The organism is Prochlorococcus sp. G4PB17, assembly GCF_059772445.1.
Map to the genome: position 1 here is coordinate 1,131,605 of NZ_CM186288.1, position 18,604 is coordinate 1,150,208.

Sequence of the window (18,604 nt, forward strand, 5' to 3'; positions counted from 1 at the left end):
ATTTTTAAGAATAAATCTGCTCAAGTGAAATTCCACGCTCTTTTGCTGTGGCTTTGTGAGTTCGCAATTCACTTAGTGCAACCATTGCAGCACGAGCATTGTTGAGTGGTGTCTTACTACCTAATCTCTTTGCAAGTACATTTTTGATTCCAGCCAACTCTAAAACAGTACGAATTGAACCTCCTGCAATTACTCCTGTTCCAGGCGCTGCAGGACGAATCAACACACTGGCCGCTCCGTCTCTTCCATTTGAAAGAGTTGGTATTGAACTATTGCGGGTTAAAGGAACACGAACTAAATGTTTTTTCCCATCTGCTACGCCTTTACGCACAGCACCAATTACATCTCCAGCTTTTCCAACTCCTACGCCAACTTGACCTTTTTCATTGCCAACTACGACTATTGCCCTAAAACTCATTTTCTTTCCCCCTTTAACTGTTTTAGAAACCCTTCTAATTTGCACAACACGTTCTTGCCATTCGGAGTCTCTTTCTTGGCCTCTTCTATCTCTCCTTCCTCCTCGCTTTTCGCCTCTGTTGCGACGATTTTCCTGTCTACCATCAGCTGCAGGGGGAGCATCTGATGATCCGGAGGTTCTTTTATTTTGGGACTGGTTTTTAGAGTCTGTCATTATGAAAGCAATGATTAAAAGTTCAAGCCTGCCATCCTGGCAGCATCGGCTAGAGCTTTAACCCTGCCATGATAGATGTTCCCACCTCTATCAAAGATAACTTGTTTGATGCCTTTTGATAAAGCTTTTTTTGCAACAAGTTCTCCTACTGCTGTAGAAGCATCGCAACTTCCAGCATTAACTTTAAGAGTAGCTTTTAAGTCTTTATCAAGAGTTGATGCAGCACATATAGTGTTTTGAGCATCATCGTCTATTATTTGAGCATAGATGTGGTTGTTTGAACGAAAAACAGCAAGCCTTGGGCGAGCCTCTGTTCCGCTTAAGTTTCTTCTCAAGCGTTTATGTCGTTTTTGGGTTTGTTGTTTTCTAGAAAGTTTTGACATGACTTAAGGATTTAAAAGACAAAAAAGCAAAAATTAAGCTTTGCCAGATTTACCAGCTTTTCTAATTATCTGTTCTCCTTCATATTTGATTCCTTTACCTTTGTAGGGTTCTGGAGGCCTAATTGCTCTTATTTTTGCAGCTTCATTGCCAACTAATTCTTTATCTGGTCCAGTTACAGTCACATTTGTATTATTTTCAACTTTAAAAGTTATTCCTTCAGGAGGGACAACCTCAATTGGATGACTATAACCGGCACTAACAACAAGAGTTTTTCCTTTTACTTGAGCTCTTGAGCCAACACCAACAATCTCAAGTTTTTTTGTAAAACCATTACTAACTCCTTCAACCATATTAGCCACAAGAGATCTACATAATCCATGCATTTCCCTGGATTGTCTCTTTTCATTGATAGGTTTAACAACTAGGGTATTGTCATTTTTGCTTAGGCTTACTCCATTTGGAAGAGTGCGCTTCAGTTCACCTTTTGGACCTTTTACAGTTATGGAAAGTCCTTCAAGTTTGACATCTACCTTTTCAGGAAGGGAGATTGGTTTTTTTCCAGTACGAGACATAATAAATACCTAATCAATCAACAGACGTAGCAGAGGACTTCTCCTCCAACACCTTGCTTGCGTGCATCACGATCACTCATGACTCCCTTAGAGGTCGAAATTATTGCAACTCCAAGACCTCCTAAAACTTTTGGTAATCCTCGAGTATTTTTATAAATCCTCAAGCCTGGTTTACTCACTCGCTGCATTGAACGAATAATAGGTGAGCGATGCTTACCAGTATATTTCAATCCAAGAATGAGCTGCTTTCGAAAGCCTTCTCCTTCTTCATTGATTTCTGCAATAAATCCCTCACGCTGAAGAACCTTAGCGATACTAAGAGACATTCTAGAAGCAGGAACTTTGGTTTTTTCATGACGTTTTTCACTTGCATTTCTTATGCGAGTGAGCATGTCTGAAATTGGATCGTGGTTGGCCATAGTATTTAGCTAATCAAACTCATTTTTTACGGAAGGGCATTCCCATTTCACTAAGAAGAGCCTTACCTTGTTCATCAGAGGAAGCACTTGTCACTATTGTGATATCCATGCCTCTAATAGAGTCGACTTTGTCAAAAGTAATCTCAGGGAAGATAAGTTGCTCTTTGACTCCAATGGTGTAATTTCCTCGGCCATCAAAGCTTTTGGGACTCACGCCACGAAAGTCTCTGATTCTTGGAAGTGCCAAATTGATGAACCTTTCCAAGAAGGCATACATGCGATCACCTCTTAGTGTGACTACACAGCCTATTGGCATTCCTTGTCTAATCTTAAAGGTCGCAATTGCTTTCTTGGCCCTTGTCACAAGAGCTTTTTGCCCAGAAATTGTTGCCATTTCAGCTAAAGAAGCCTCTAAAGCTTTTGAATTAGATGCAGCCTCACCAAGTCCTCTGTTTAAAGTGACCTTCTGCACTTTAGGAACTTGATGAACGTTTTTTAGACCGAGGTCTTTTAAAAGCTTGGGTCTAATTGTCTCTCGATAGCGGGTTTTTAGTGACATAGCTGGGAAAAATTAATTCTGGTCTTGGTCAGAATTGAAGTAGGGAAAAAAGTCTGCTGTAGTTAATTCAGACAAAGGAATAGTGAATTAATTAATCAATTAATTCCCCTGTCTTCTTTAATCGTCGTTTCTTGGATCCGTCTTTATCTACAAAAATTTCAACCTTACTCGCAACTTTTTCTTTACTTGAGTAGATCATTACATTTGAGGCATGCAAGGAAAACTCTTTGGTCTCTATTCGACCATTTTCCCCTTCCTGTGATGGTTTTACATGCTTTATTCTTTCATTGATTCCTTTAACTACAACTCTATTTTCATAAGGAAATGTTTGAAGAACTTCACCCGTTTTTCCCTTGTCTTTTCCAGAAATGACTTGAACTGTATCTCCTTTGCGAATCTTCATTTTGATCCGATCTGTAGAAACTTTAGTTTTGTTAGTTACTGACATAGCTAGATAACCTCCGGAGCCAGGGAAACAATTTTAGTAAAATTACGATCTCTTAATTCCCTTGCGACAGGGCCAAATACTCTGGTACCTCTTGGATTTTGATCATCATTGATAAGCACAGCAGCATTGTCATCAAAGCGAATTGAATTCCCTGTTTCTCTTCGCATTGTCGCTCTAGTACGAACTACAACCGCTTTCACCACATCTGATTTTTTGACTCCCATATTCGGCATTGCATCTTTAACAGAAGCAACAATTACATCGCCAACATGGGCATAACGACGATTAGACCCCAAGACTCTAATGCATTGCAAACGTTTGGCACCACTGTTATCTGCAACGGTTAGGAATGTTTCTTGCTGGATCATTTTGCAGCCTCCTTGGATTTCATACCCTTAACTAGAACATCTGTAACCGTCCATCGTTTGTGAGCGCTCATAGGAGGAGTCTCTTTAATCCGAACTCTGTCTCCAACTTTGCAATGGTTTTCCGCATCATGAGCTTTATATCGAGTAGTCCGACTAATAATTTTTTGGTACATAGGGTGTGGAAATCTATTTTCCACAGCTACTACAACTGTTTTTTGCATTTTGTCACTGACAACAGTGCCGACCATTTCCTTAAGTGCCATAACTAAAAAATCAAGATGATGTGTTTGAGCGACTTCGCTCGTTAGAAACCGTTAAAAGTTGAGCAAGTTCGGTTCGTGCTTCTTTGAAACGGTGAGTTTTAGCTAGCTGTCTAGTAGCTTGCTGAAAACGAAGATCAAAAAGTTCTTTTCGAAGGTTTTCAATCTTTTCTGATATCTCAGAATCAGAGAGATTCCTTACATCTTTCGTAGTTGTTTTGCTCATGATGATGACTCCGAATCATCTGCTTTAACTGGCGTTTTAGCAGGTTTGTAATTTCCCTTATTGAGATCTTCCTCTAGGGAAATAAATTTTGTTTTTACTGGCAGTTTGTATTGAGCAAGACGCATTGCCTCTTTTGCAATTTCCTCTGTAATTTCTTCTCCGCCCATTTCAAACAAGATTCGACCAGGCTTAACAACTGCAACCCAAAATTCTGGATTACCTTTACCAGATCCCATTCTTGTCTCAGCAGGCCTCATCGTTACTGGCTTATCAGGGAAAATACGAATCCAAATTTGTCCTCCCCTTTTTACATAACGAGTCATAGCTCGCCTACTTGCCTCGATTTGTCTTGAGGTAACCCACCCACAATCTTGAGCTTGCAATGCAAACTGACCAAAAGCGATTTTGTTGCCTCTAGTAGCAACACCGCGCATACGGCCTCTCTGTTGTTTGCGAAATTTTGTTCTTTTGGGACTAAGCATGATTAAAACTCCTTATTTACCTTCATTGGAACGATCCTCAAATTGTTGAGGTCTTCGATTCCCCCTATTGCGTCTAGGAGAAGAACCAACAGGTAATGGCTGTTCTTCTTTAGGAAGAACTTCGCCTTTGAAAACCCATACTTTGATTCCTAAAACGCCATAGGTTGTAGTAGCTACTTTGGTTGCATAATCAATTTCTGCTCTCAAAGTGTGGAGAGGAACTCGTCCTTCTCGAGTCCATTCAGAACGTGCTATTTCGGCTCCGTTCAATCTTCCACCAACTTGTATTTTTAGACCTAAAACTCCAGCCCTTTGTGCACGTTGGACAGCCATTCGAATTGTTCGTCTAAAGGCGACTCTCTTCTCTAGTTGCTGAGCAATATATTCGGCAAGTAGAAAAGCATCAGCATCGACTTTTTCGACTTCAACAACATTTATACGTACTTGACGATTTCTATCGCCAATTGTTTTTTGAATACCAGATCTAAGTTCTTCAATACCGCTTCCTTGCCTACCAACAATCACTCCTGGTCTAGCAGTTTTTAATTCAACCTCCAATTGATCTGCTTTTCTAGCAATTAGTACATCACTAATTCCTGCAGCACCATACTTTTTCTTAATGAAAGTACGAATTCGATCGTCTTCTTGAAGGAGTAAAGGATACGTTTTAGTTGGTGCATACCATTTAGAACGATGCTCTTGGGTGATACCAAGCCTAATTCCAGTAGGGTGAATTTTATGTCCCATCAGTCTGAGTCCTCAGAATTGGTTGATTGATTTGCAGAAACAGTAATGCTGATATGGCATGTCTGCTTTTTAATAGCAAATGCTCTGCCTTGAGCCCTAGGCCTATAACGTTTCATTGGTGGTCCCATATCAGCAGTAGCCGTGGAAATAACCAAAGCAGATGGATCAAGACCAAGATTGTGTTCAGCATTAGCAACAGCTGATCGCAATACCTTCGTGATTGGCTCAGTTGACCGATAAGGCATAAATTCAAGCATGATCAAAGCATCCCTGTAAGTTCTTCCTCTTATTTGATCAAGAACTCGTCGTACTTTTGAAGCAGATCCGCGAATATAACGCCCATGTGCTTGGGCTGTCGTTGTAGTAGATGAAGTAGTCATGATTAGCGTGCTCCTTTTTTATCTCTGATATGACCTCTATAGGTTCGAGTAGGTGCAAACTCTCCTAACTTGTGTCCAACCATTTGCTCAGTTATGAAAACAGGAATATGACTCTTTCCATTGTGAACGGCAATTGTATGGCCAATCATCATTGGCAGAATTGTTGAGGCTCTGGACCATGTTTTGATGACAGCTTTATCATCATTAGAGTTTTGCTTCTCAATTTTACGAAGCAAACTGTCGGAAATAAATGGCCCTTTTTTTAGTGAACGTCCCATAACGGTTTAAAAGAATTGGTAAAGAAAGATAGAAATCATGAATCGCGACCTCCTCTACTTCGTTTAGATACACGACGACGCTTGCGAAGAACGTACTTATTACTGGGCTTATTCTTCTTCCTAGTTTTTAAACCAAGAGCAGCTTTACCCCAAGGGGTCACAGGACCAGCGCGTCCAACTGGTGCTTTTCCCTCTCCCCCTCCATGTGGGTGATCACATGGATTCATGACACTTCCTCTAACTTGAGGTCTTCTGCCCAGCCATCTTCTTCTCCCAGCTTTACCAAGGCTTGTATTTCTAATTTCTGAATTACCAACCTCTCCAAGTGTGGCGTAGCATTCTTTTCTAACTAAACGAACTTCAGTTGAAGGTAATTTCAATGCAACATAATCTCCTTCTTTAGCCATGACTTGGGCACTCGCTCCAGCTGTTCGAACCATCTGTCCGCCTCGCCCTGGATAGAGTTCAACACAATGAACGCTCGACCCTAAAGGCATTGAAGAAAGTGGTAAAGCATTCCCAGTTTCAATTGGTGCATCTGGACCTGAAATAACTTCTTGCCCAACTGTTATGTCTGCTGGTGCAAGTATGTATCTCTTTTCACCATCAGAGTAAAAGAGTAGAGCAAGTCTTGCATTCCGATGCGGGTCGTAATGTATTGCGGCAACTTTGGCCGAAACACCATGCTTATTGCGACGAAAATCAACAATCCGATATAACCTTTTGTGCCCTCCTCCTCTATGACGACAGGTAATTACTCCTCGGTTGTTGCGCCCTTTCTTACGATGTTTAGATACTACAAGTGAGCGCTCAGGTTTATTGGATGTAACTTCACTAAAGTCAGTTACTACTCTTGTACGTGTACCAGGTGTGTAAGGTTTGAAACTTCTTATTGCCATTGTTTTAAGCCTCCTCTGATTCTGGGAACAACTGTATGGAATTGCCTTCTGCGAGGCGGACCACAGCCTTCTTCACTTGAGGCCTCTTCCCAGAAAACCTTCCAACTCGCCTGCTTTTTCTAGGTGGATTCATAGTACTAATACCAAGAACCTTGACATCAAACATTTTTTCTACAGCAGCTTTTATATCAGGTTTAGCGGCTCTTGGATCGACTTCAAAAGTGTACTGATTTAAATCCAAAGCTTTTGTAGCCTTCTCAGTTATCAAAGGACGCTTAATCACATCAGTAAGTCGTTTATCAAAAAATCTAGTCATTGCTATAGACCTCCTTAATGGTTGATAATGCGTCTTCGCCTATTACCAACGAATTGGCATTGAGAAGGTCAAACACATTTAATTGATCAGCAGAGATAAGCTTTACTTTCTCTAAGTTTCTAATTGAGCGCTTTATAATTTCTGATGGTTTATTGAGAATAATCAGAATTTTCCCATCAGAATCAATTCCTACTCGCTTCAGTAGAGCAACAATTTCACTTGTTTTAGGAACTTCAAGCTTTGAAGCGAAGTCTTTGATTATTTTTGCGTCTGAAATTCGACTCATTAGAGCAGTACGAAGAGCTAGTCTTCGTTCCTTTCTATTCATTTCTAAATTATATTTGCGAGGCTTAGGGCCAAACACAATTCCACCTCCTGGACGAAGAGGAGTTCTAATTGAACCTTGCCTTGCTCTACCAGTACCCTTTTGCTTGTAGGGTTTACGGCCGCCGCCTCGAACCTCAGATCTGGTCAAAGTACTAGCAGTCCCTTGGCGGCTGTGAGCTTGTTGACGCAAAACAGCACGATGTAATAAATCTGCCGCGGAGGATTCTTTGGCAGTTTTCAAATCAATAGATGATTCTCCAGCCTCTTTTCCTTGCCAATCAAGAACAGTGCAGTTAGCCATAATTATTTACCTCCTTGCTGAGTAGAAACGCCAACTCTTTTGGCAGGTCTTATGTTTAAAAGAGATCCAGGTTTACCTGGGACAGATCCTTTTACTACTAGTAAATTGTGATTTGTATCTATCTTTAAAATTTCAAGGCCTCTGGTAGTGACTTTTTTACCGCCCATACGACCAGCCATCCTTTTCCCAGGATAAACGCGACCAGGAGTTGTTCCAGCACCTGTTGAACCAGGCAATCGATGATTCTTTGAACCGTGACTCATAGGACCACGGCTAAAACCATGTCGCTTTTGGTAACCTGCGAATCCTCTGCCCATAGTGTCGCCACTAACATCAACTTTTTGACCTTTTTCGAAATCATCTACAGTTATTGAAGCTCCAAGTTGAAATTGATCAGAATTTTCTACTCGGTACTCTCGAAGATGACGCAAAAGGTCATCCCCTGACTTTGCAAGATGACCTTTTGAAGGCTTGTTAATAAGTTTTTCACGGATCAATTGGAAACCTATCTGTACAGCGGCATAGCCATCCGTATCAGCAGATTTCAATTGAGTGATTCGACAGGGACCCGCTTCGATCAAAGTGACTGGAACGGCTCTGCCTTGATCATCGAAGAGTTGGGACATACCCAACTTCTTACCTAGGATTCCTAAAGACATGAGTTAAAAAAACGCCAGCTAAATGGTCAATCTGTTGAGAGAGACTTGGAATCTGAATTAAATCGCTTATCTGGCCAAAAAAGTTGAAGTTAATTGAAGTTCAATTTATTTGGAAAAATGCTAGCGACTATCAGCTGGCTGAGACTTTTTCAAACTTTTCAAAAAGTTCAAAGAGTATCTCGACAAAAGAAAATAAATTCTTCTGCACTGGCCAAAAAGACTAAACGCAAACGCCTAGTCTGCTCAAGCGTCTAGAGGCCCGGCTAGCGGGCGGGCATAGAAAAGCTTTAGCAACTTAAAAGATTACACTATTAACACCCATTTTGTGTGATGCTTCAGTTGAATAAGATAAAGAATTTGATTTAAGGATGCCTTTATTACTCTCTGGTCAGAAATTTCGCACTGATCTTGAATCATTCGGCTGCCTTGCCATCCTTAGCCCATTAGAAGGTGGAGCAGAAACTCGTTTACTTCGAAGACTTAGAGCTAGCGGATATCAAACACAGATAACTTCCGCTAGAGGATTAGGGGATCCAGTTGTCTTTCTTACCCAATTACATGGAATCAGGCCACCACATTTGGGACATCAAAATGTCGGAAGAAATGGGGCTTTAGGGGAAGTTCAACAAGTTATTCCTCAATTGAATGAATTGTTAGTCGAAGATAAACCCTTGGTTCTATGGTTATTAGAGGGTCAAGTCCTATCCAAGTCAGAACTATTAGCAATAAATAATCTTTGCCAAAAGGAACCTCGAATCAAAATTGTTATTGAGATGGGAGGGGCTCGAAGTATTAAATGGCAACCATTAAATGAATTCATCAAAAGAGATTAGAAATTCATCAAGGTGATTCATCAAAATTCGATATGCAATTCTGAAGCCCTCAAAAAAGGGAACTGGGTAAAATTAATTTGTGGCGCAAGTAATCAAGACTTACCTGCAATAAATGATCTTTGCTCAATTTATGGAGCTGCAGGTGTACATTGCATTGACCTCGCTGCCGACGAAGCAGTTATAAATGCCGCTCGTAATGCTATTGATTGGGTTTTCGAAACTTATGGAAAAAAACCTTGGCTGATGATCAGCTTCAGTGATGGAAAAGATGCACATTTTCGCAAAGCTTGGTTTAATCCAGACCTATGTCCTTCGAATTGCTTAAGACCCTGTCAAAGCATTTGTCCAGCTCACGCGATTGAAAACGATGGTGGTGTAAAGACTAATAAATGCTATGGATGTGGCCGATGTATTGATTCATGCCCATTAGGAATCATTCAAGAAAAGGATCGAAGATTAACTCTGCAAGATTTTGCTCCATTATTAGCGAAGATCAAACCAGACGCAGTGGAAATTCATACTGCTCCAGGAAGAGCGAAAGAATTTGAAAATACAATCAAAGAAATTTTTAGAGTAAACCTGGAATTAAAACGATTATCTGTTAGTTGTGGATTACAAGGTCATGGAATTAATCATGAAAAATTAGCAAAAGAATTATGGTTGCGTCATAAATTCCTGAGAATTCACAATCAAAAACCTCTTTGGCAACTTGATGGGCGCAGAATGAGCGGAGATCTTGGAGCTGGCACAGCTAAAATTGCAGTAAAGCTTTGGGAAAGGATTCGCCCAATAGCGCCACCAGGCCCCTTACAGCTTGCTGGCGGTACTAATGAATCGACCATTAAGTACCTACCAGAGATCAAGGGCCCTGAAGGAGTTGCTTTTGGAGGGAAAGCAAGAAAGATAATCCAACCATGGTTAGAAGAGGCTCAACGCAAAAGAATTAGTCTTAGAGAATGGCCTGAAGGCTGGGAAGCGGCTCTTGCAGAGGCAAAACGACTCATAAATCCTTGGCTTGTAAGAAAATCTTTATAATTCGATTCTCCTTAGCTAAATCAATCATTCGAAAGCCCGCGTTGAGCTTTATTAATGAAGAAATCTACCGATTAACTAAAAAAAACTGGGTAAAGACATGACAGGATTGAATCAAATATGCAATTATCTAAGAGAAAGAGTTCAAATCTATGTCTTTCTATTGCAAACATAGATCTGGAACAATGGGCCGTCGCCAAGTGGTAAGGCATCGGGTTTTGGTCTCGACATTCCTAGGTTCGAATCCTAGCGGCCCAGTTTTAAACAGTTAGTGATAGAGAAACCTCTACTTGTTCTTGATTTTGATGGCGTCATCGTTGACGGCATTAAGGAGTATTGGTCAAGTTCACGTCAAACTTGTCTAAATATACTTTCTGCTAAAGAAAAAAAAATTATTTCTTTTCCTAGTGATATTCCCAAAGCTTTTAAGATCATTAGGCCATGGGTTCATCATGGTTGGGAAATGGTTATTTTGGCTGCTGAATGTTCAAATAAAACTAGTCAATTAAACTTAAAAGGTTTACAAAATTTCTCAAGAAATTATCAAACAGAATGCTCCTTAGCCCTTGAAAAATGGGGTTGGACCCCTTTTCAATTACAAGAAGCTTTAAATCAAACTAGAAGAGAAGCAATATCAAATAATTTCAATCAATGGTTAAATTTTCATGAGCCTTTTTCTTTAGTTACTCAGCGTCTCAAGACACTTGAGAATGAAAGCATTGAATTTGCTGTTTTAACAACAAAAAGTATTGAGTTCACAAAAAAACTTTTGGATTCTTTTGATCTTCAGCCAAAGCTTGTTTTCGGTCACGAGTCAGGAAGTAAAGTTGATGTCTTGAACCAACTTTTAAAGACAAGAATAATTCAAGGTTTTATTGAAGATCGAAGAGCTACATTGGAAAAAGTCTTGGAAGATCCAAAGCTAAAATCTATCCCTTGCTACTTAGCAAGCTGGGGATACTTAAAACCTCAGGATATAAATAATCTTCCTTCCGGTATTAAATTATTAAATTCAGATACTTTACGAGAACCTATTTCCAAGTGGTCTTGACTTAATAGCGTACGTCTGTACTATCGGTTTAAATGCTATTCGTTGAGGAACTGAGTATTTCATCATCAATCCCAACGTCTGTTGTTATTCCTCTGAATTAACGTTATTTGTCATGTCAAACGAAGGTAAATCACTCCAATCAACTGAATCTAAGAAAATAGACGCAAAATCTGGAGAAAAAGAAAAAGCATTGAGCTTAGTGGTTGGGCAAATAGAACGCAATTTCGGGAAAGGTTCGATCATGCGTCTTGGGGACGCCTCAAAGATGCGGGTAGAGACAATATCTACGGGTGCTTTAACTCTTGATTTAGCTCTTGGTGGTGGCTATCCCAAAGGACGTGTAATTGAAGTTTATGGTCCCGAAAGTTCTGGGAAAACAACGCTGACATTACATGCGATAGCTGAAATTCAACGTAACGGCGGAGTTGCTGCATTTGTAGATGCAGAACATGCTCTTGACCCAGTCTATGCAGCTTCTCTTGGGGTTGATGTAGAAAATCTTCTCGTGTCTCAGCCGGATACAGGCGAGATGGCATTGGAAATCGTTGACCAACTTATTAGATCTGCTGCAGTCGATCTAGTTGTTGTTGATTCAGTCGCTGCACTTACGCCCCGTTCAGAGATAGAAGGAGAAATGGGTGATCATTCAGTAGGAGCTCAAGCTCGTTTAATGAGTCAAGCAATGAGGAAAATTACTGGAAATATTGGCAAGTCTGGTTGCACAGTAATTTTCTTAAATCAATTACGTCTAAAAATTGGTATTACATACGGGAATCCAGAAACAACAACTGGTGGAAACGCTCTTAAATTTTATGCATCTGTAAGATTAGATATTCGTCGTATTCAAACTTTAAAGAGAGGAACTGAAGAATATGGAATTCGTGCAAAAGTGAAAGTCGCAAAAAACAAAGTTGCACCCCCATTCCGAATAGCCGAATTTGATATTCTTTTTGGAAAAGGAATTAGCACTCTTGGTTGTCTTCTTGATTTGGCAGATGAGACTAATATCGTTACCCGCAAAGGAGCTTGGTATAGCTATGAAGGTGACAATATTGGGCAAGGAAGAGACAATACCATTACTTGGCTTGAACAAAATCCCGAATCAAAAGAACTAATTGAAAAGTTGGTCAAAGAAAAGTTAACTGAAGGCTCAGAAGTAAGTGCTAATTCAATGAGACCATTAGCGGCAGCTGCTCGACAGGCTTCATCACGACCAAACCTAAGTCAAATTTCAGCGAACGGTTAAAGGTAAAAACATACTATGCTTTATCTGATATCAGCAGGGATCCACCACCCTGCAGCAGGTCCAACAAAGCGAACAATGATCCAAAGAATAACTAAAGCAGCAATACCTACCCATCCTGCACGAATACTTAATTGTATGAATTGATCTCTTTGAGCTTTCGTAACAGGAAACCAAGAGACAATACGAGGTGACCCATTCTTAGAGTTTTTCTGACTACGAGGTTTTAAGCCTTGTTCAGATCTTCGGCGAGCTTCTCCCATTACAATAAAACAATATTTTTTAATCTAAGAGATTGATTTTAATCAGGCAATAAACGGTCCAAAGCGACCCAAGGTTCCAGAGCTTCGAATATTAGTTTTCCCCAACTTCTATAGTGCATACGGCCGTCAAGTATGGCGACTCGCACATCTTCACCCCTAATGGTTGCAAGCGATTGAAGAAGGGTAGTAAGGGTTTCTGGAAAAAGGAATTCTCGAAACCAGTCACGACCTTGATGCTTAAGCATTTCAACTTTAGCGGCAATCCAAGGTGATTCTAAAGTAGGCAATGGAATAACTGGGAAAATCAATTGATCTGGAGTTGGCAAATTGTACTGATTAATAATCCACCAATTACAGCTACAACAAATAATCCCATTAGTCTCAATATTAGTAGTTTCGTGAACGACTCTCAATCCAAATTCTCCAGCTAATTCACTAGTTATCTGAAGTCGTAGTTGTAAATCATCTACCAAGATAATAGTTGGGCGAATACGACCAAGGATTAATCTTTGACACTGTTGAATAACATGACGATAAAAGTGAGACGTATTAGGCAAAGGTTGTCTTCTAGGAACAAACAAAGGAGTAGGTTCTTGATCAAATTTATTCCCTAAATTCACCTTCACATTGAAAGTAAGTTTTTTTCTATTTAAATCCAAAAAGAAAGAATCGCTTTGACCTGAGTTATTTAGCATCAAAAGAGTATTTTTTGATAGCAGACCTGAGAGAGTTCGCAAAGGCAGCAAAGGTTGAATATACCAATCCCAACTAAGTTTTCGATTATCTAGTTTCGCCCATGTTACCCATTCATTGTTGACGACACTAAGAGCTCGTTTCCAAGGCATTACTAAAGGTACATCACCTTTGAGAATTTCTTTTAATGCTAAAAGTTCCCTATAGTCAATTCTTACGACAGTATCAGAACTTAGGGAATGACTGAAAAGACTTCGACTTAGACGCTCATGAACTTCAATAATTGGAGCTTCATAACGTGAGTGAGAAGTAATTAAATTCTCCCAATCTTTTGCAGTAATTTTAATAGACATAGATTCTCTTAGCTCACTAGAAATAAACTCAGATTCAGGAAAAATTAATTGGCGATTTTTTAATAAATCTTTTTCCTGTGCAAAAATAAGATCTTGATATCTTAGAACCCAAATTTTTTTGTCTGATGGAATTAATTCAATTCCTTCTACATAATCAAAGCCTAATCGACTGGATCTTAACTTTGGTAATTCCACTTCAAACAAAAGTCGATATTGTCTCTCTGAAAGAATCAGCACAATATTATTGTTATGCAAGCAAAGTGGAATCAAAAGGCCAGGCCACCAAAAATTTTTACTGTCACTTGATAATTGAATAAAAGTATTATCTTTACGACTTAAGCTTCTGGAGATCAATCTAGTTAGGGTCAAATTATGAGGCCATAGAGCAAGATTATTTTGATAGTATTTTTTTAGATATTTATGTGAATTCACCTCAAGCATTAGTAGGACCTTTTATCAATAAATTCTTTTAAACATGTTGCCCTATCAATAAAGATATAGAACAATACTATCTATGGAGCTTAAAACAAAAACCTCAAAAAATATTGGAATTGTCGGATTAGGTCTAATCGGAGGCTCCTTAGGCTTAGATCTCCAAAAGCTTGGATACACAGTTTATGGGATTACTCATCGTGAAAAAACTGCACATAAAGCAAGAGAAAGAAAACTAGCCCAAATTATTAGTACTGATCCAAGTGTATTAAAAAATTGTTCTCTTATTTATATTGCTTTACCACTTGAGCAACTCCTGAATCCTTCATCCGCTTTAATCAATGCCATTCCTAAGAAAGCTGTTGTTACTGATGTTGGATCTGTAAAAGTCCCCATTTTAAATACTTGGAACAAGCTACATCCGCGCTTTGTAGCCAGTCATCCAATGACAGGAACGGAAGAATCTGGCGTTAACGCAGGTCAATATGATTTATTTAAAAATAAGCCATGGGTCGTTACTCCAAATAAAGATACTGATCAACAAGCTCTCGAAATAGTTCACCAAATTTCTTTATCACTTGGGAGTATATGGATAAGCTCTGAAGCTCAAATCCACGATGAAGCTGTTGGCTTGATTTCACATTTACCAGTTCTAATTAGCGCGGCATTAGTCAATACACTTAGTGAAGCTGTAAAGCCTTCTTTATATTCACTTGCAAAAAGTATTGCATCCAGTGGGTTTGCTGACACCTCCAGGGTCGGAGGTGGCAACCCAGAACTAGGAGTCTCTATGGCAAAATTGAATAAAAAAAATATAGAGAAACATTTAGCATCTTATAGATACTCTCTAGATCTATTTGAAAAATATTTACTTGAAGAGAACTGGGACGAACTCGAAAAAATACTAGTTAAAACACAGGAAATAAGACAGAATTTCATTTTGAAACCTACTAATTAAAGACAGGAATATTCAAATGTCTACCTCTAGATTCCATTAGTTGTCTGACAACCATCATGGCTGATTGGCTTACGCCAGCTGTACCTTCGCCAGGATAAATTGAATCCCCACAAAGCCATAAACCTCTAAGAGGGGTTCTACTTGATAAGCCAAAAGGGCCGAATTGATCTGGATGTTGACCAAGCCCTCCGACTATTCCACCAGGACGTCCTGTCCACCTTTCAAAGCTTCTTGGAGTTGAAAGTTCTTGATGATCCCAACTCGTCTCTAGCAAATCAAACTTTTTATTTAAAATAGTTCTAATCTTTTTTGCTAAAATATTTTTTTTTCTGGAATAGGATTGACTATCTAGATTAGACCATTGATCAATATCAACAAATACACTTGCAATTAAAGTAGCCATTCCAGCTGGTGCACGCTGATCATCTTCCATACTTATAGAAATAAATAACGAACCAAAATTCTCATCGAATAATTGAATATGCCCTGGACAATCGACTGGCAACTCAGAACGATGGAGAGCTCCGTAAAATACAAGGGCACCACTGGGTTTGGGTAATTTTTTTATACTTTCACGGTATGTTGTGGATAAACCTCCATCAAGAGGAAATAAATCTAAAAGAGATTGAGGAGGTAAGCTAAAAACAATATCAGATGCTTTCAGCTTTATCAAATTATTCCTTCTATCAATTACATTGACATCAAAAATATTTAAATTTTTTTTATTTAATATTTTGGTCACTTTATGCCCAATCAAAAGGCGTCCACCATCTCTCAAAAAACTATCTTTCAACAAATCGCTGAGAATTTGCATTGATCCATGAAGATGCCATAGGCCTCTAGGGGATTGGGCCATTTGAAGAACAGTTGCACCATATAAAGCTGCCGTTCTACTTGCTGGCTCTTGAGAGTAAAGTTTTAATTGAAGGTCTAGAAAACTACGTAGACGTCTATCTTTATGACAACCAGTTATGGTAAGCAAGTCTGAAATAGTCAACTTACTCAAAAAACCTGTTAAAAGATTTGAAGGACGTAAAGCTCTAATTAATTGACTTAAATCCCAAAAATTTCTTACCGGAAGTATGGGATCTCTTTCGACAAATCCCCAGTTACTTTCATGAATTTTAGAACATAATGACCAGAAGACCTCACTCCCAGGAAACTGTTCTTGTCTTTCTTTCTGCCATCTCAATGGATCATGCCAAAGATTGATTGGCCTACTCCCATCACCTAAAACAACTGAACATCCAGGATCTAAAATTTTTGCATCAGGTAACGGAATATCTAAATACTTAAATAAACGATGATGAATTCCACCACTCTCAAGGCCTGCAACTTGGGTAGCGCCTACATCAAAGGTATAAGAACCTCTTTTAAAAGTTCCTGCACAACCACCTAATTGACGATGTGATTCGACCAAAGTTATCTGATAACCTTCTTTAGCGAGAAGAGCAGCACCTGTTAAGCCAGCTATCCCTCCGCCAACAACAATGATAGATTCTTCAGACATCAAAAATTTTCAAGCGAGAATAAAGTGAATGCAGGAATTAATCCAAAAGGCTCTTTCAAGTTCAAATAAAATAAGCATCGACTCATTAATAGAAAAAATAATTCCGGTAAGCGGAGGTTGTATCCATAAAGCTTGGTGCATTCATTTCCAAAATGGCAAGAGAGTTTTCGCCAAATCAAATCATATCGACAATATTAATATGTTTAAGTTCGAACGTGAGTGTCTTTCAGTTCTAAAAAGATTTGCTAATAAATCGTATATCTGCGTTCCTAAAACACTTGATCTTATAAGTATTCAAAATATATCTATACTTTTTTTAGAATGGATAGATCTCAAACAATCCCAACAAAATCTCCTTGGGAAAGGCCTAGCACTACTGCATCAATCATCGAGTGAGTGGAGCCAAAAAAATTTCGGATGGGAAGAAGAAGGGTTCATAGGTTCTAGCACCCAAACAAAAGGTTGGGACTGTAACTGGGGAGAATTCTTTGTAAATTATCGTCTTCGACCACAACTTAAACAAGCAAAAGCTTGGGGAGTTAGAGTTAATGATTATGAGGATGTTTTAAGATATTTAAGCTCATATCTTAATGATCATAACCCAAGGATCTCAATAGTTCATGGTGATCTATGGTCCGGTAATTGCGGAAGTACTAAAAATGGTTTAGGAAGTCTTTATGACCCTGCTAGTTATTGGGCTGACAGAGAAGTTGATATCTCAATGACTAAACTATTTGGTGGTTTTAATAGAGAATTTTATCAAGGATACGAAGAAATTTGGCCATTAGATAAATTTTCAAAAGATAGAACTGATATTTATAATCTTTACCATTTGCTTAATCACGCAAATATATTTGGTGGATACTACAAAGAAAATTCACTAAAAACGCTAAAAGATCTGAGATCTCGTCTGTAACGAAACCTCAGATCCAGATCTGTTTTATTCTCTCTTATTAATTTATCCTAAGTACTCTTTTTTGAGATTTTGAACTTTGTCAAATACAGCTGTTCTTTTCTCACTTGTTGTTAAGTTCTGCCAACTCCATTGGCCTAAAACAACAATTCCAAGAAGTTCTAGCAGACCAGGGAGTATTGGGAAGAAATTAACTGTATCAATAACAACCTTGATTAAAACTTGAGCTAAAACAACAACGGCAATGATCCCTGCCGCTTTGCCATACTTACCCATTTGAGTCCAATCAATTTTGTTCAAAGATTCATTAACTTTTCCCATTACGTCACTGTAACGTTCTGAAAAATTAACACCTTCTGTTTTCCCTGCCTTTGATTCATCTTTAGAATCAGGATTAACATCAGACATGAACACAAGCTACTAAGCAAATATGGACTGAGCGTATCGAATTAATTTAATAAATGCCATAGGCTGAATAGAGATAAGTCCGAACCAAAATAGAGAGGATGCCGAATCAAATCATTTTTTTTCATGAAAACCCCAAAATATATTGAATTCCATAAGGACACGAATTGTGTTCTCTCCAGATTTTTAAAGGCAGCAGAGCCAGAAGAAGGCTGCTGTATATTAATGGGCAAAACCAACAGCTCAGCTAAAGATCACAAAAGATATATTTGGGAGATAACCCACATCTGGAATTGTCGAAATATTTGGGGAGAACAAGAATCAAAATTAATTGATCAAAAAATAAGATCGTTTTCTATTAAAAAAAATATGCAATTCTCCAAAAAAAATCGCTTCGAAATAGACGCTAAAGATCAAATTGCATCTCAAAAATGGGCAAGAGAAAATGATCTAGAAATCTTATGCTGTGCTCATTCTCATCCTTCAGGTGAAAACAAACCTTCGGAAATGGATTTACTCTTACACCAATCGCCAGGTCTTATGGTTATTTCAAATAAAAATGGAGATTTAAAAGCATGGTGGGTCAAAAATAAATTAAACTTTCATAGCGTGAAAATTAAAATTTTTTCTTTATCGTAAATCAATCAGGAAAGGTTTGATTA

Annotated in this window: 28 protein-coding genes and 1 tRNA gene; 8 read left to right on the forward strand and 21 right to left on the reverse strand. The window is 38.8% G+C overall.

All coding sequences use genetic code 11. The annotated features are described in order from the left end of the window. Positions 1–4: 4 nt before the first annotated feature. From rpsE to rplC, 17 genes are all read right to left on the reverse strand, one after another. On the reverse strand, positions 5–631 hold the full coding sequence (rpsE, locus tag AC6EJB_RS06710; RefSeq protein ID WP_498490574.1) for a 30S ribosomal protein S5: 627 nt from the start codon (positions 629–631) through the stop codon (positions 5–7). 14 nt (positions 632–645) lie between these two features. Beyond that, complete coding sequence (gene rplR, locus AC6EJB_RS06715) at positions 646–1,014, reverse strand: 50S ribosomal protein L18 (RefSeq protein ID WP_498490575.1); 369 nt, start codon at positions 1,012–1,014, stop codon at positions 646–648. Positions 1,015–1,047: 33 nt separating this feature from the next. Then, the gene (gene rplF, locus AC6EJB_RS06720) at positions 1,048–1,587 is read right to left on the reverse strand and encodes a 50S ribosomal protein L6 (RefSeq protein WP_498490576.1); all 540 of its coding nucleotides are present in this window, start codon (positions 1,585–1,587) and stop codon (positions 1,048–1,050) included. Between the two features lie 17 nt (positions 1,588–1,604). Beyond that, a complete protein-coding gene (rpsH, locus tag AC6EJB_RS06725; protein ID WP_269611567.1) occupies positions 1,605–2,006 on the reverse strand; it encodes a 30S ribosomal protein S8 in 402 nt (133 codons plus the stop codon). A 19-nt stretch (positions 2,007–2,025) separates the two neighbouring features. Next, positions 2,026–2,565: a 50S ribosomal protein L5 gene (gene rplE, locus AC6EJB_RS06730; protein ID WP_413678650.1), complete on the reverse strand. Its 540-nt coding sequence runs from the start codon at positions 2,563–2,565 to the stop codon at positions 2,026–2,028. Between the two features lie 91 nt (positions 2,566–2,656). Beyond that, a complete protein-coding gene (rplX, locus tag AC6EJB_RS06735) occupies positions 2,657–3,013 on the reverse strand; it encodes a 50S ribosomal protein L24 (RefSeq protein ID WP_498490577.1) in 357 nt (118 codons plus the stop codon). Between the two features lie 2 nt (positions 3,014–3,015). Continuing rightward, positions 3,016–3,381 carry a 50S ribosomal protein L14 gene (rplN, locus tag AC6EJB_RS06740; protein WP_498490578.1) on the reverse strand — a complete coding sequence of 122 codons (366 nt, stop codon included), beginning with the start codon at positions 3,379–3,381 and terminating at the stop codon, positions 3,016–3,018. Further along, on the reverse strand, positions 3,378–3,644 hold the full coding sequence (gene rpsQ, locus AC6EJB_RS06745) for a 30S ribosomal protein S17 (protein ID WP_413679101.1): 267 nt from the start codon (positions 3,642–3,644) through the stop codon (positions 3,378–3,380). The genes rplN and rpsQ overlap by 4 nt, the downstream gene beginning before the upstream one ends. A gap of 10 nt (positions 3,645–3,654) precedes the next feature. After that, the gene (rpmC, locus tag AC6EJB_RS06750) at positions 3,655–3,867 is read right to left on the reverse strand and encodes a 50S ribosomal protein L29 (protein ID WP_498490579.1); all 213 of its coding nucleotides are present in this window, start codon (positions 3,865–3,867) and stop codon (positions 3,655–3,657) included. Continuing rightward, a complete protein-coding gene (gene rplP, locus AC6EJB_RS06755; protein ID WP_498490580.1) occupies positions 3,864–4,349 on the reverse strand; it encodes a 50S ribosomal protein L16 in 486 nt (161 codons plus the stop codon). Before rplP ends, rpmC begins: the two co-directional genes overlap by 4 nt. 12 nt (positions 4,350–4,361) lie before the next feature. Beyond that, positions 4,362–5,096, reverse strand: coding sequence for a 30S ribosomal protein S3 (gene rpsC / locus AC6EJB_RS06760; RefSeq protein WP_498490581.1), 735 nt, complete (start codon positions 5,094–5,096; stop codon positions 4,362–4,364). Next, positions 5,096–5,476, reverse strand: coding sequence for a 50S ribosomal protein L22 (gene rplV / locus AC6EJB_RS06765; protein WP_498490582.1), 381 nt, complete (start codon positions 5,474–5,476; stop codon positions 5,096–5,098). The genes rpsC and rplV overlap by 1 nt, the downstream gene beginning before the upstream one ends. A gap of 2 nt (positions 5,477–5,478) precedes the next feature. Continuing rightward, complete coding sequence (gene rpsS, locus AC6EJB_RS06770; protein ID WP_269608978.1) at positions 5,479–5,754, reverse strand: 30S ribosomal protein S19; 276 nt, start codon at positions 5,752–5,754, stop codon at positions 5,479–5,481. 35 nt (positions 5,755–5,789) lie between these two features. Next, positions 5,790–6,653, reverse strand: coding sequence for a 50S ribosomal protein L2 (rplB, locus tag AC6EJB_RS06775; protein ID WP_498490583.1), 864 nt, complete (start codon positions 6,651–6,653; stop codon positions 5,790–5,792). A gap of 4 nt (positions 6,654–6,657) precedes the next feature. After that, positions 6,658–6,969 carry a 50S ribosomal protein L23 gene (locus AC6EJB_RS06780; RefSeq protein ID WP_498490584.1) on the reverse strand — a complete coding sequence of 104 codons (312 nt, stop codon included), beginning with the start codon at positions 6,967–6,969 and terminating at the stop codon, positions 6,658–6,660. Then, complete coding sequence (rplD, locus tag AC6EJB_RS06785; protein WP_498490585.1) at positions 6,962–7,597, reverse strand: 50S ribosomal protein L4; 636 nt, start codon at positions 7,595–7,597, stop codon at positions 6,962–6,964. Before rplD ends, AC6EJB_RS06780 begins: the two co-directional genes overlap by 8 nt. A 2-nt stretch (positions 7,598–7,599) precedes the next feature. Continuing rightward, complete coding sequence (rplC, locus tag AC6EJB_RS06790) at positions 7,600–8,256, reverse strand: 50S ribosomal protein L3 (protein WP_498490586.1); 657 nt, start codon at positions 8,254–8,256, stop codon at positions 7,600–7,602. A gap of 368 nt (positions 8,257–8,624) precedes the next feature. Here rplC and AC6EJB_RS06795 point away from each other — a divergent pair, with 368 nt between their 5' ends. The 5 genes from AC6EJB_RS06795 to recA all read left to right on the forward strand — a co-directional run bounded on the left by AC6EJB_RS06795 (position 8,625) and on the right by recA (position 12,418). After that, positions 8,625–9,089 carry an NAD(P)H-quinone oxidoreductase subunit N gene (locus AC6EJB_RS06795; protein WP_498490587.1) on the forward strand — a complete coding sequence of 155 codons (465 nt, stop codon included), beginning with the start codon at positions 8,625–8,627 and terminating at the stop codon, positions 9,087–9,089. A 12-nt stretch (positions 9,090–9,101) separates the two neighbouring features. Beyond that, entirely contained in the window at positions 9,102–10,124 is a 1,023-nt protein-coding gene (locus AC6EJB_RS06800; RefSeq protein ID WP_498490588.1) for a Light dependent period protein LdpA domain-containing protein, read from the forward strand. A 183-nt stretch (positions 10,125–10,307) separates the two neighbouring features. Beyond that, a tRNA-Gln gene (locus AC6EJB_RS06805) sits at positions 10,308–10,379 on the forward strand. Between the two features lie 13 nt (positions 10,380–10,392). Then, positions 10,393–11,172 carry an HAD family hydrolase gene (locus AC6EJB_RS06810; protein WP_498490589.1) on the forward strand — a complete coding sequence of 260 codons (780 nt, stop codon included), beginning with the start codon at positions 10,393–10,395 and terminating at the stop codon, positions 11,170–11,172. Between the two features lie 112 nt (positions 11,173–11,284). Beyond that, entirely contained in the window at positions 11,285–12,418 is a 1,134-nt protein-coding gene (recA, locus tag AC6EJB_RS06815; protein WP_498490590.1) for a recombinase RecA, read from the forward strand. A 20-nt stretch (positions 12,419–12,438) separates the two neighbouring features. Here the strand turns inward: recA and AC6EJB_RS06820 are convergent, their stop codons facing one another. Next, on the reverse strand, positions 12,439–12,678 hold the full coding sequence (locus tag AC6EJB_RS06820; RefSeq protein WP_498490591.1) for a DUF2839 domain-containing protein: 240 nt from the start codon (positions 12,676–12,678) through the stop codon (positions 12,439–12,441). A gap of 38 nt (positions 12,679–12,716) precedes the next feature. Next, positions 12,717–14,165: a helicase gene (locus AC6EJB_RS06825; protein ID WP_498490592.1), complete on the reverse strand. Its 1,449-nt coding sequence runs from the start codon at positions 14,163–14,165 to the stop codon at positions 12,717–12,719. A gap of 73 nt (positions 14,166–14,238) precedes the next feature. Here AC6EJB_RS06825 and AC6EJB_RS06830 point away from each other — a divergent pair, with 73 nt between their 5' ends. After that, positions 14,239–15,114 carry a prephenate/arogenate dehydrogenase gene (locus AC6EJB_RS06830; RefSeq protein WP_498490593.1) on the forward strand — a complete coding sequence of 292 codons (876 nt, stop codon included), beginning with the start codon at positions 14,239–14,241 and terminating at the stop codon, positions 15,112–15,114. Here the strand turns inward: AC6EJB_RS06830 and crtD are convergent. After that, on the reverse strand, positions 15,107–16,624 hold the full coding sequence (gene crtD, locus AC6EJB_RS06835) for a C-3',4' desaturase CrtD (RefSeq protein WP_498490594.1): 1,518 nt from the start codon (positions 16,622–16,624) through the stop codon (positions 15,107–15,109). The genes AC6EJB_RS06830 and crtD overlap by 8 nt on opposite strands. A gap of 28 nt (positions 16,625–16,652) precedes the next feature. On the opposite strand from crtD, the gene AC6EJB_RS06840 reads away from it, so the two are divergent. Then, positions 16,653–17,540: a fructosamine kinase family protein gene (locus AC6EJB_RS06840; RefSeq protein WP_498490595.1), complete on the forward strand. Its 888-nt coding sequence runs from the start codon at positions 16,653–16,655 to the stop codon at positions 17,538–17,540. Between the two features lie 42 nt (positions 17,541–17,582). Here AC6EJB_RS06840 and AC6EJB_RS06845 read toward each other — a convergent pair whose 3' ends face one another. Continuing rightward, positions 17,583–17,945, reverse strand: a complete 363-nt coding sequence (locus AC6EJB_RS06845; protein ID WP_498490596.1) for a CAAD domain-containing protein — start codon at positions 17,943–17,945, stop codon at positions 17,583–17,585. Between the two features lie 123 nt (positions 17,946–18,068). Here AC6EJB_RS06845 and AC6EJB_RS06850 point away from each other — a divergent pair, with 123 nt between their 5' ends. Then, on the forward strand, positions 18,069–18,581 hold the full coding sequence (locus tag AC6EJB_RS06850; RefSeq protein ID WP_498490597.1) for a M67 family metallopeptidase: 513 nt from the start codon (positions 18,069–18,071) through the stop codon (positions 18,579–18,581). Positions 18,582–18,604 lie beyond the last annotated feature (23 nt).

Bases quoted from the DNA above. Each gene is read 5' to 3' on its own strand.
- rplP (WP_498490580.1), bottom strand. From the start codon at position 4,349: ATGCTTAGTCCCAAAAGAACAAAATTTCGCAAACAACAGAGAGGCCGT.
- rplV (WP_498490582.1), bottom strand. From the start codon at position 5,476: ATGACTACTTCATCTACTACAACGACAGCCCAAGCACATGGGCGTTAT.
- AC6EJB_RS06820 (WP_498490591.1), bottom strand. From the start codon at position 12,678: ATGGGAGAAGCTCGCCGAAGATCTGAACAAGGCTTAAAACCTCGTAGT.
- rpsQ (WP_413679101.1), bottom strand. From the start codon at position 3,644: ATGGCACTTAAGGAAATGGTCGGCACTGTTGTCAGTGACAAAATGCAA.
- rplR (WP_498490575.1), bottom strand. From the start codon at position 1,014: ATGTCAAAACTTTCTAGAAAACAACAAACCCAAAAACGACATAAACGC.
- rpsH (WP_269611567.1), bottom strand. From the start codon at position 2,006: ATGGCCAACCACGATCCAATTTCAGACATGCTCACTCGCATAAGAAAT.
- AC6EJB_RS06845 (WP_498490596.1), bottom strand. From the start codon at position 17,945: ATGTCTGATGTTAATCCTGATTCTAAAGATGAATCAAAGGCAGGGAAA.
- rpmC (WP_498490579.1), bottom strand. From the start codon at position 3,867: ATGAGCAAAACAACTACGAAAGATGTAAGGAATCTCTCTGATTCTGAG.
- AC6EJB_RS06825 (WP_498490592.1), bottom strand. From the start codon at position 14,165: ATGCTTGAGGTGAATTCACATAAATATCTAAAAAAATACTATCAAAAT.
- rplN (WP_498490578.1), bottom strand. From the start codon at position 3,381: ATGATCCAGCAAGAAACATTCCTAACCGTTGCAGATAACAGTGGTGCC.
- AC6EJB_RS06850 (WP_498490597.1), top strand. From the start codon at position 18,069: ATGAAAACCCCAAAATATATTGAATTCCATAAGGACACGAATTGTGTT.
- crtD (WP_498490594.1), bottom strand. From the start codon at position 16,624: ATGTCTGAAGAATCTATCATTGTTGTTGGCGGAGGGATAGCTGGCTTA.
- rplF (WP_498490576.1), bottom strand. From the start codon at position 1,587: ATGTCTCGTACTGGAAAAAAACCAATCTCCCTTCCTGAAAAGGTAGAT.
- rpsE (WP_498490574.1), bottom strand. From the start codon at position 631: ATGACAGACTCTAAAAACCAGTCCCAAAATAAAAGAACCTCCGGATCA.
- rpsS (WP_269608978.1), bottom strand. From the start codon at position 5,754: ATGGGACGTTCACTAAAAAAAGGGCCATTTATTTCCGACAGTTTGCTT.
- rplD (WP_498490585.1), bottom strand. From the start codon at position 7,597: ATGGCTAACTGCACTGTTCTTGATTGGCAAGGAAAAGAGGCTGGAGAA.
- rplB (WP_498490583.1), bottom strand. From the start codon at position 6,653: ATGGCAATAAGAAGTTTCAAACCTTACACACCTGGTACACGTACAAGA.
- recA (WP_498490590.1), top strand. From the start codon at position 11,285: ATGTCAAACGAAGGTAAATCACTCCAATCAACTGAATCTAAGAAAATA.
- rpsC (WP_498490581.1), bottom strand. From the start codon at position 5,096: ATGGGACATAAAATTCACCCTACTGGAATTAGGCTTGGTATCACCCAA.
- AC6EJB_RS06780 (WP_498490584.1), bottom strand. From the start codon at position 6,969: ATGACTAGATTTTTTGATAAACGACTTACTGATGTGATTAAGCGTCCT.
- AC6EJB_RS06840 (WP_498490595.1), top strand. From the start codon at position 16,653: ATGCAGGAATTAATCCAAAAGGCTCTTTCAAGTTCAAATAAAATAAGC.
- rplE (WP_413678650.1), bottom strand. From the start codon at position 2,565: ATGTCACTAAAAACCCGCTATCGAGAGACAATTAGACCCAAGCTTTTA.
- rplC (WP_498490586.1), bottom strand. From the start codon at position 8,256: ATGTCTTTAGGAATCCTAGGTAAGAAGTTGGGTATGTCCCAACTCTTC.
- AC6EJB_RS06795 (WP_498490587.1), top strand. From the start codon at position 8,625: ATGCCTTTATTACTCTCTGGTCAGAAATTTCGCACTGATCTTGAATCA.
- rplX (WP_498490577.1), bottom strand. From the start codon at position 3,013: ATGTCAGTAACTAACAAAACTAAAGTTTCTACAGATCGGATCAAAATG.
- AC6EJB_RS06830 (WP_498490593.1), top strand. From the start codon at position 14,239: ATGGAGCTTAAAACAAAAACCTCAAAAAATATTGGAATTGTCGGATTA.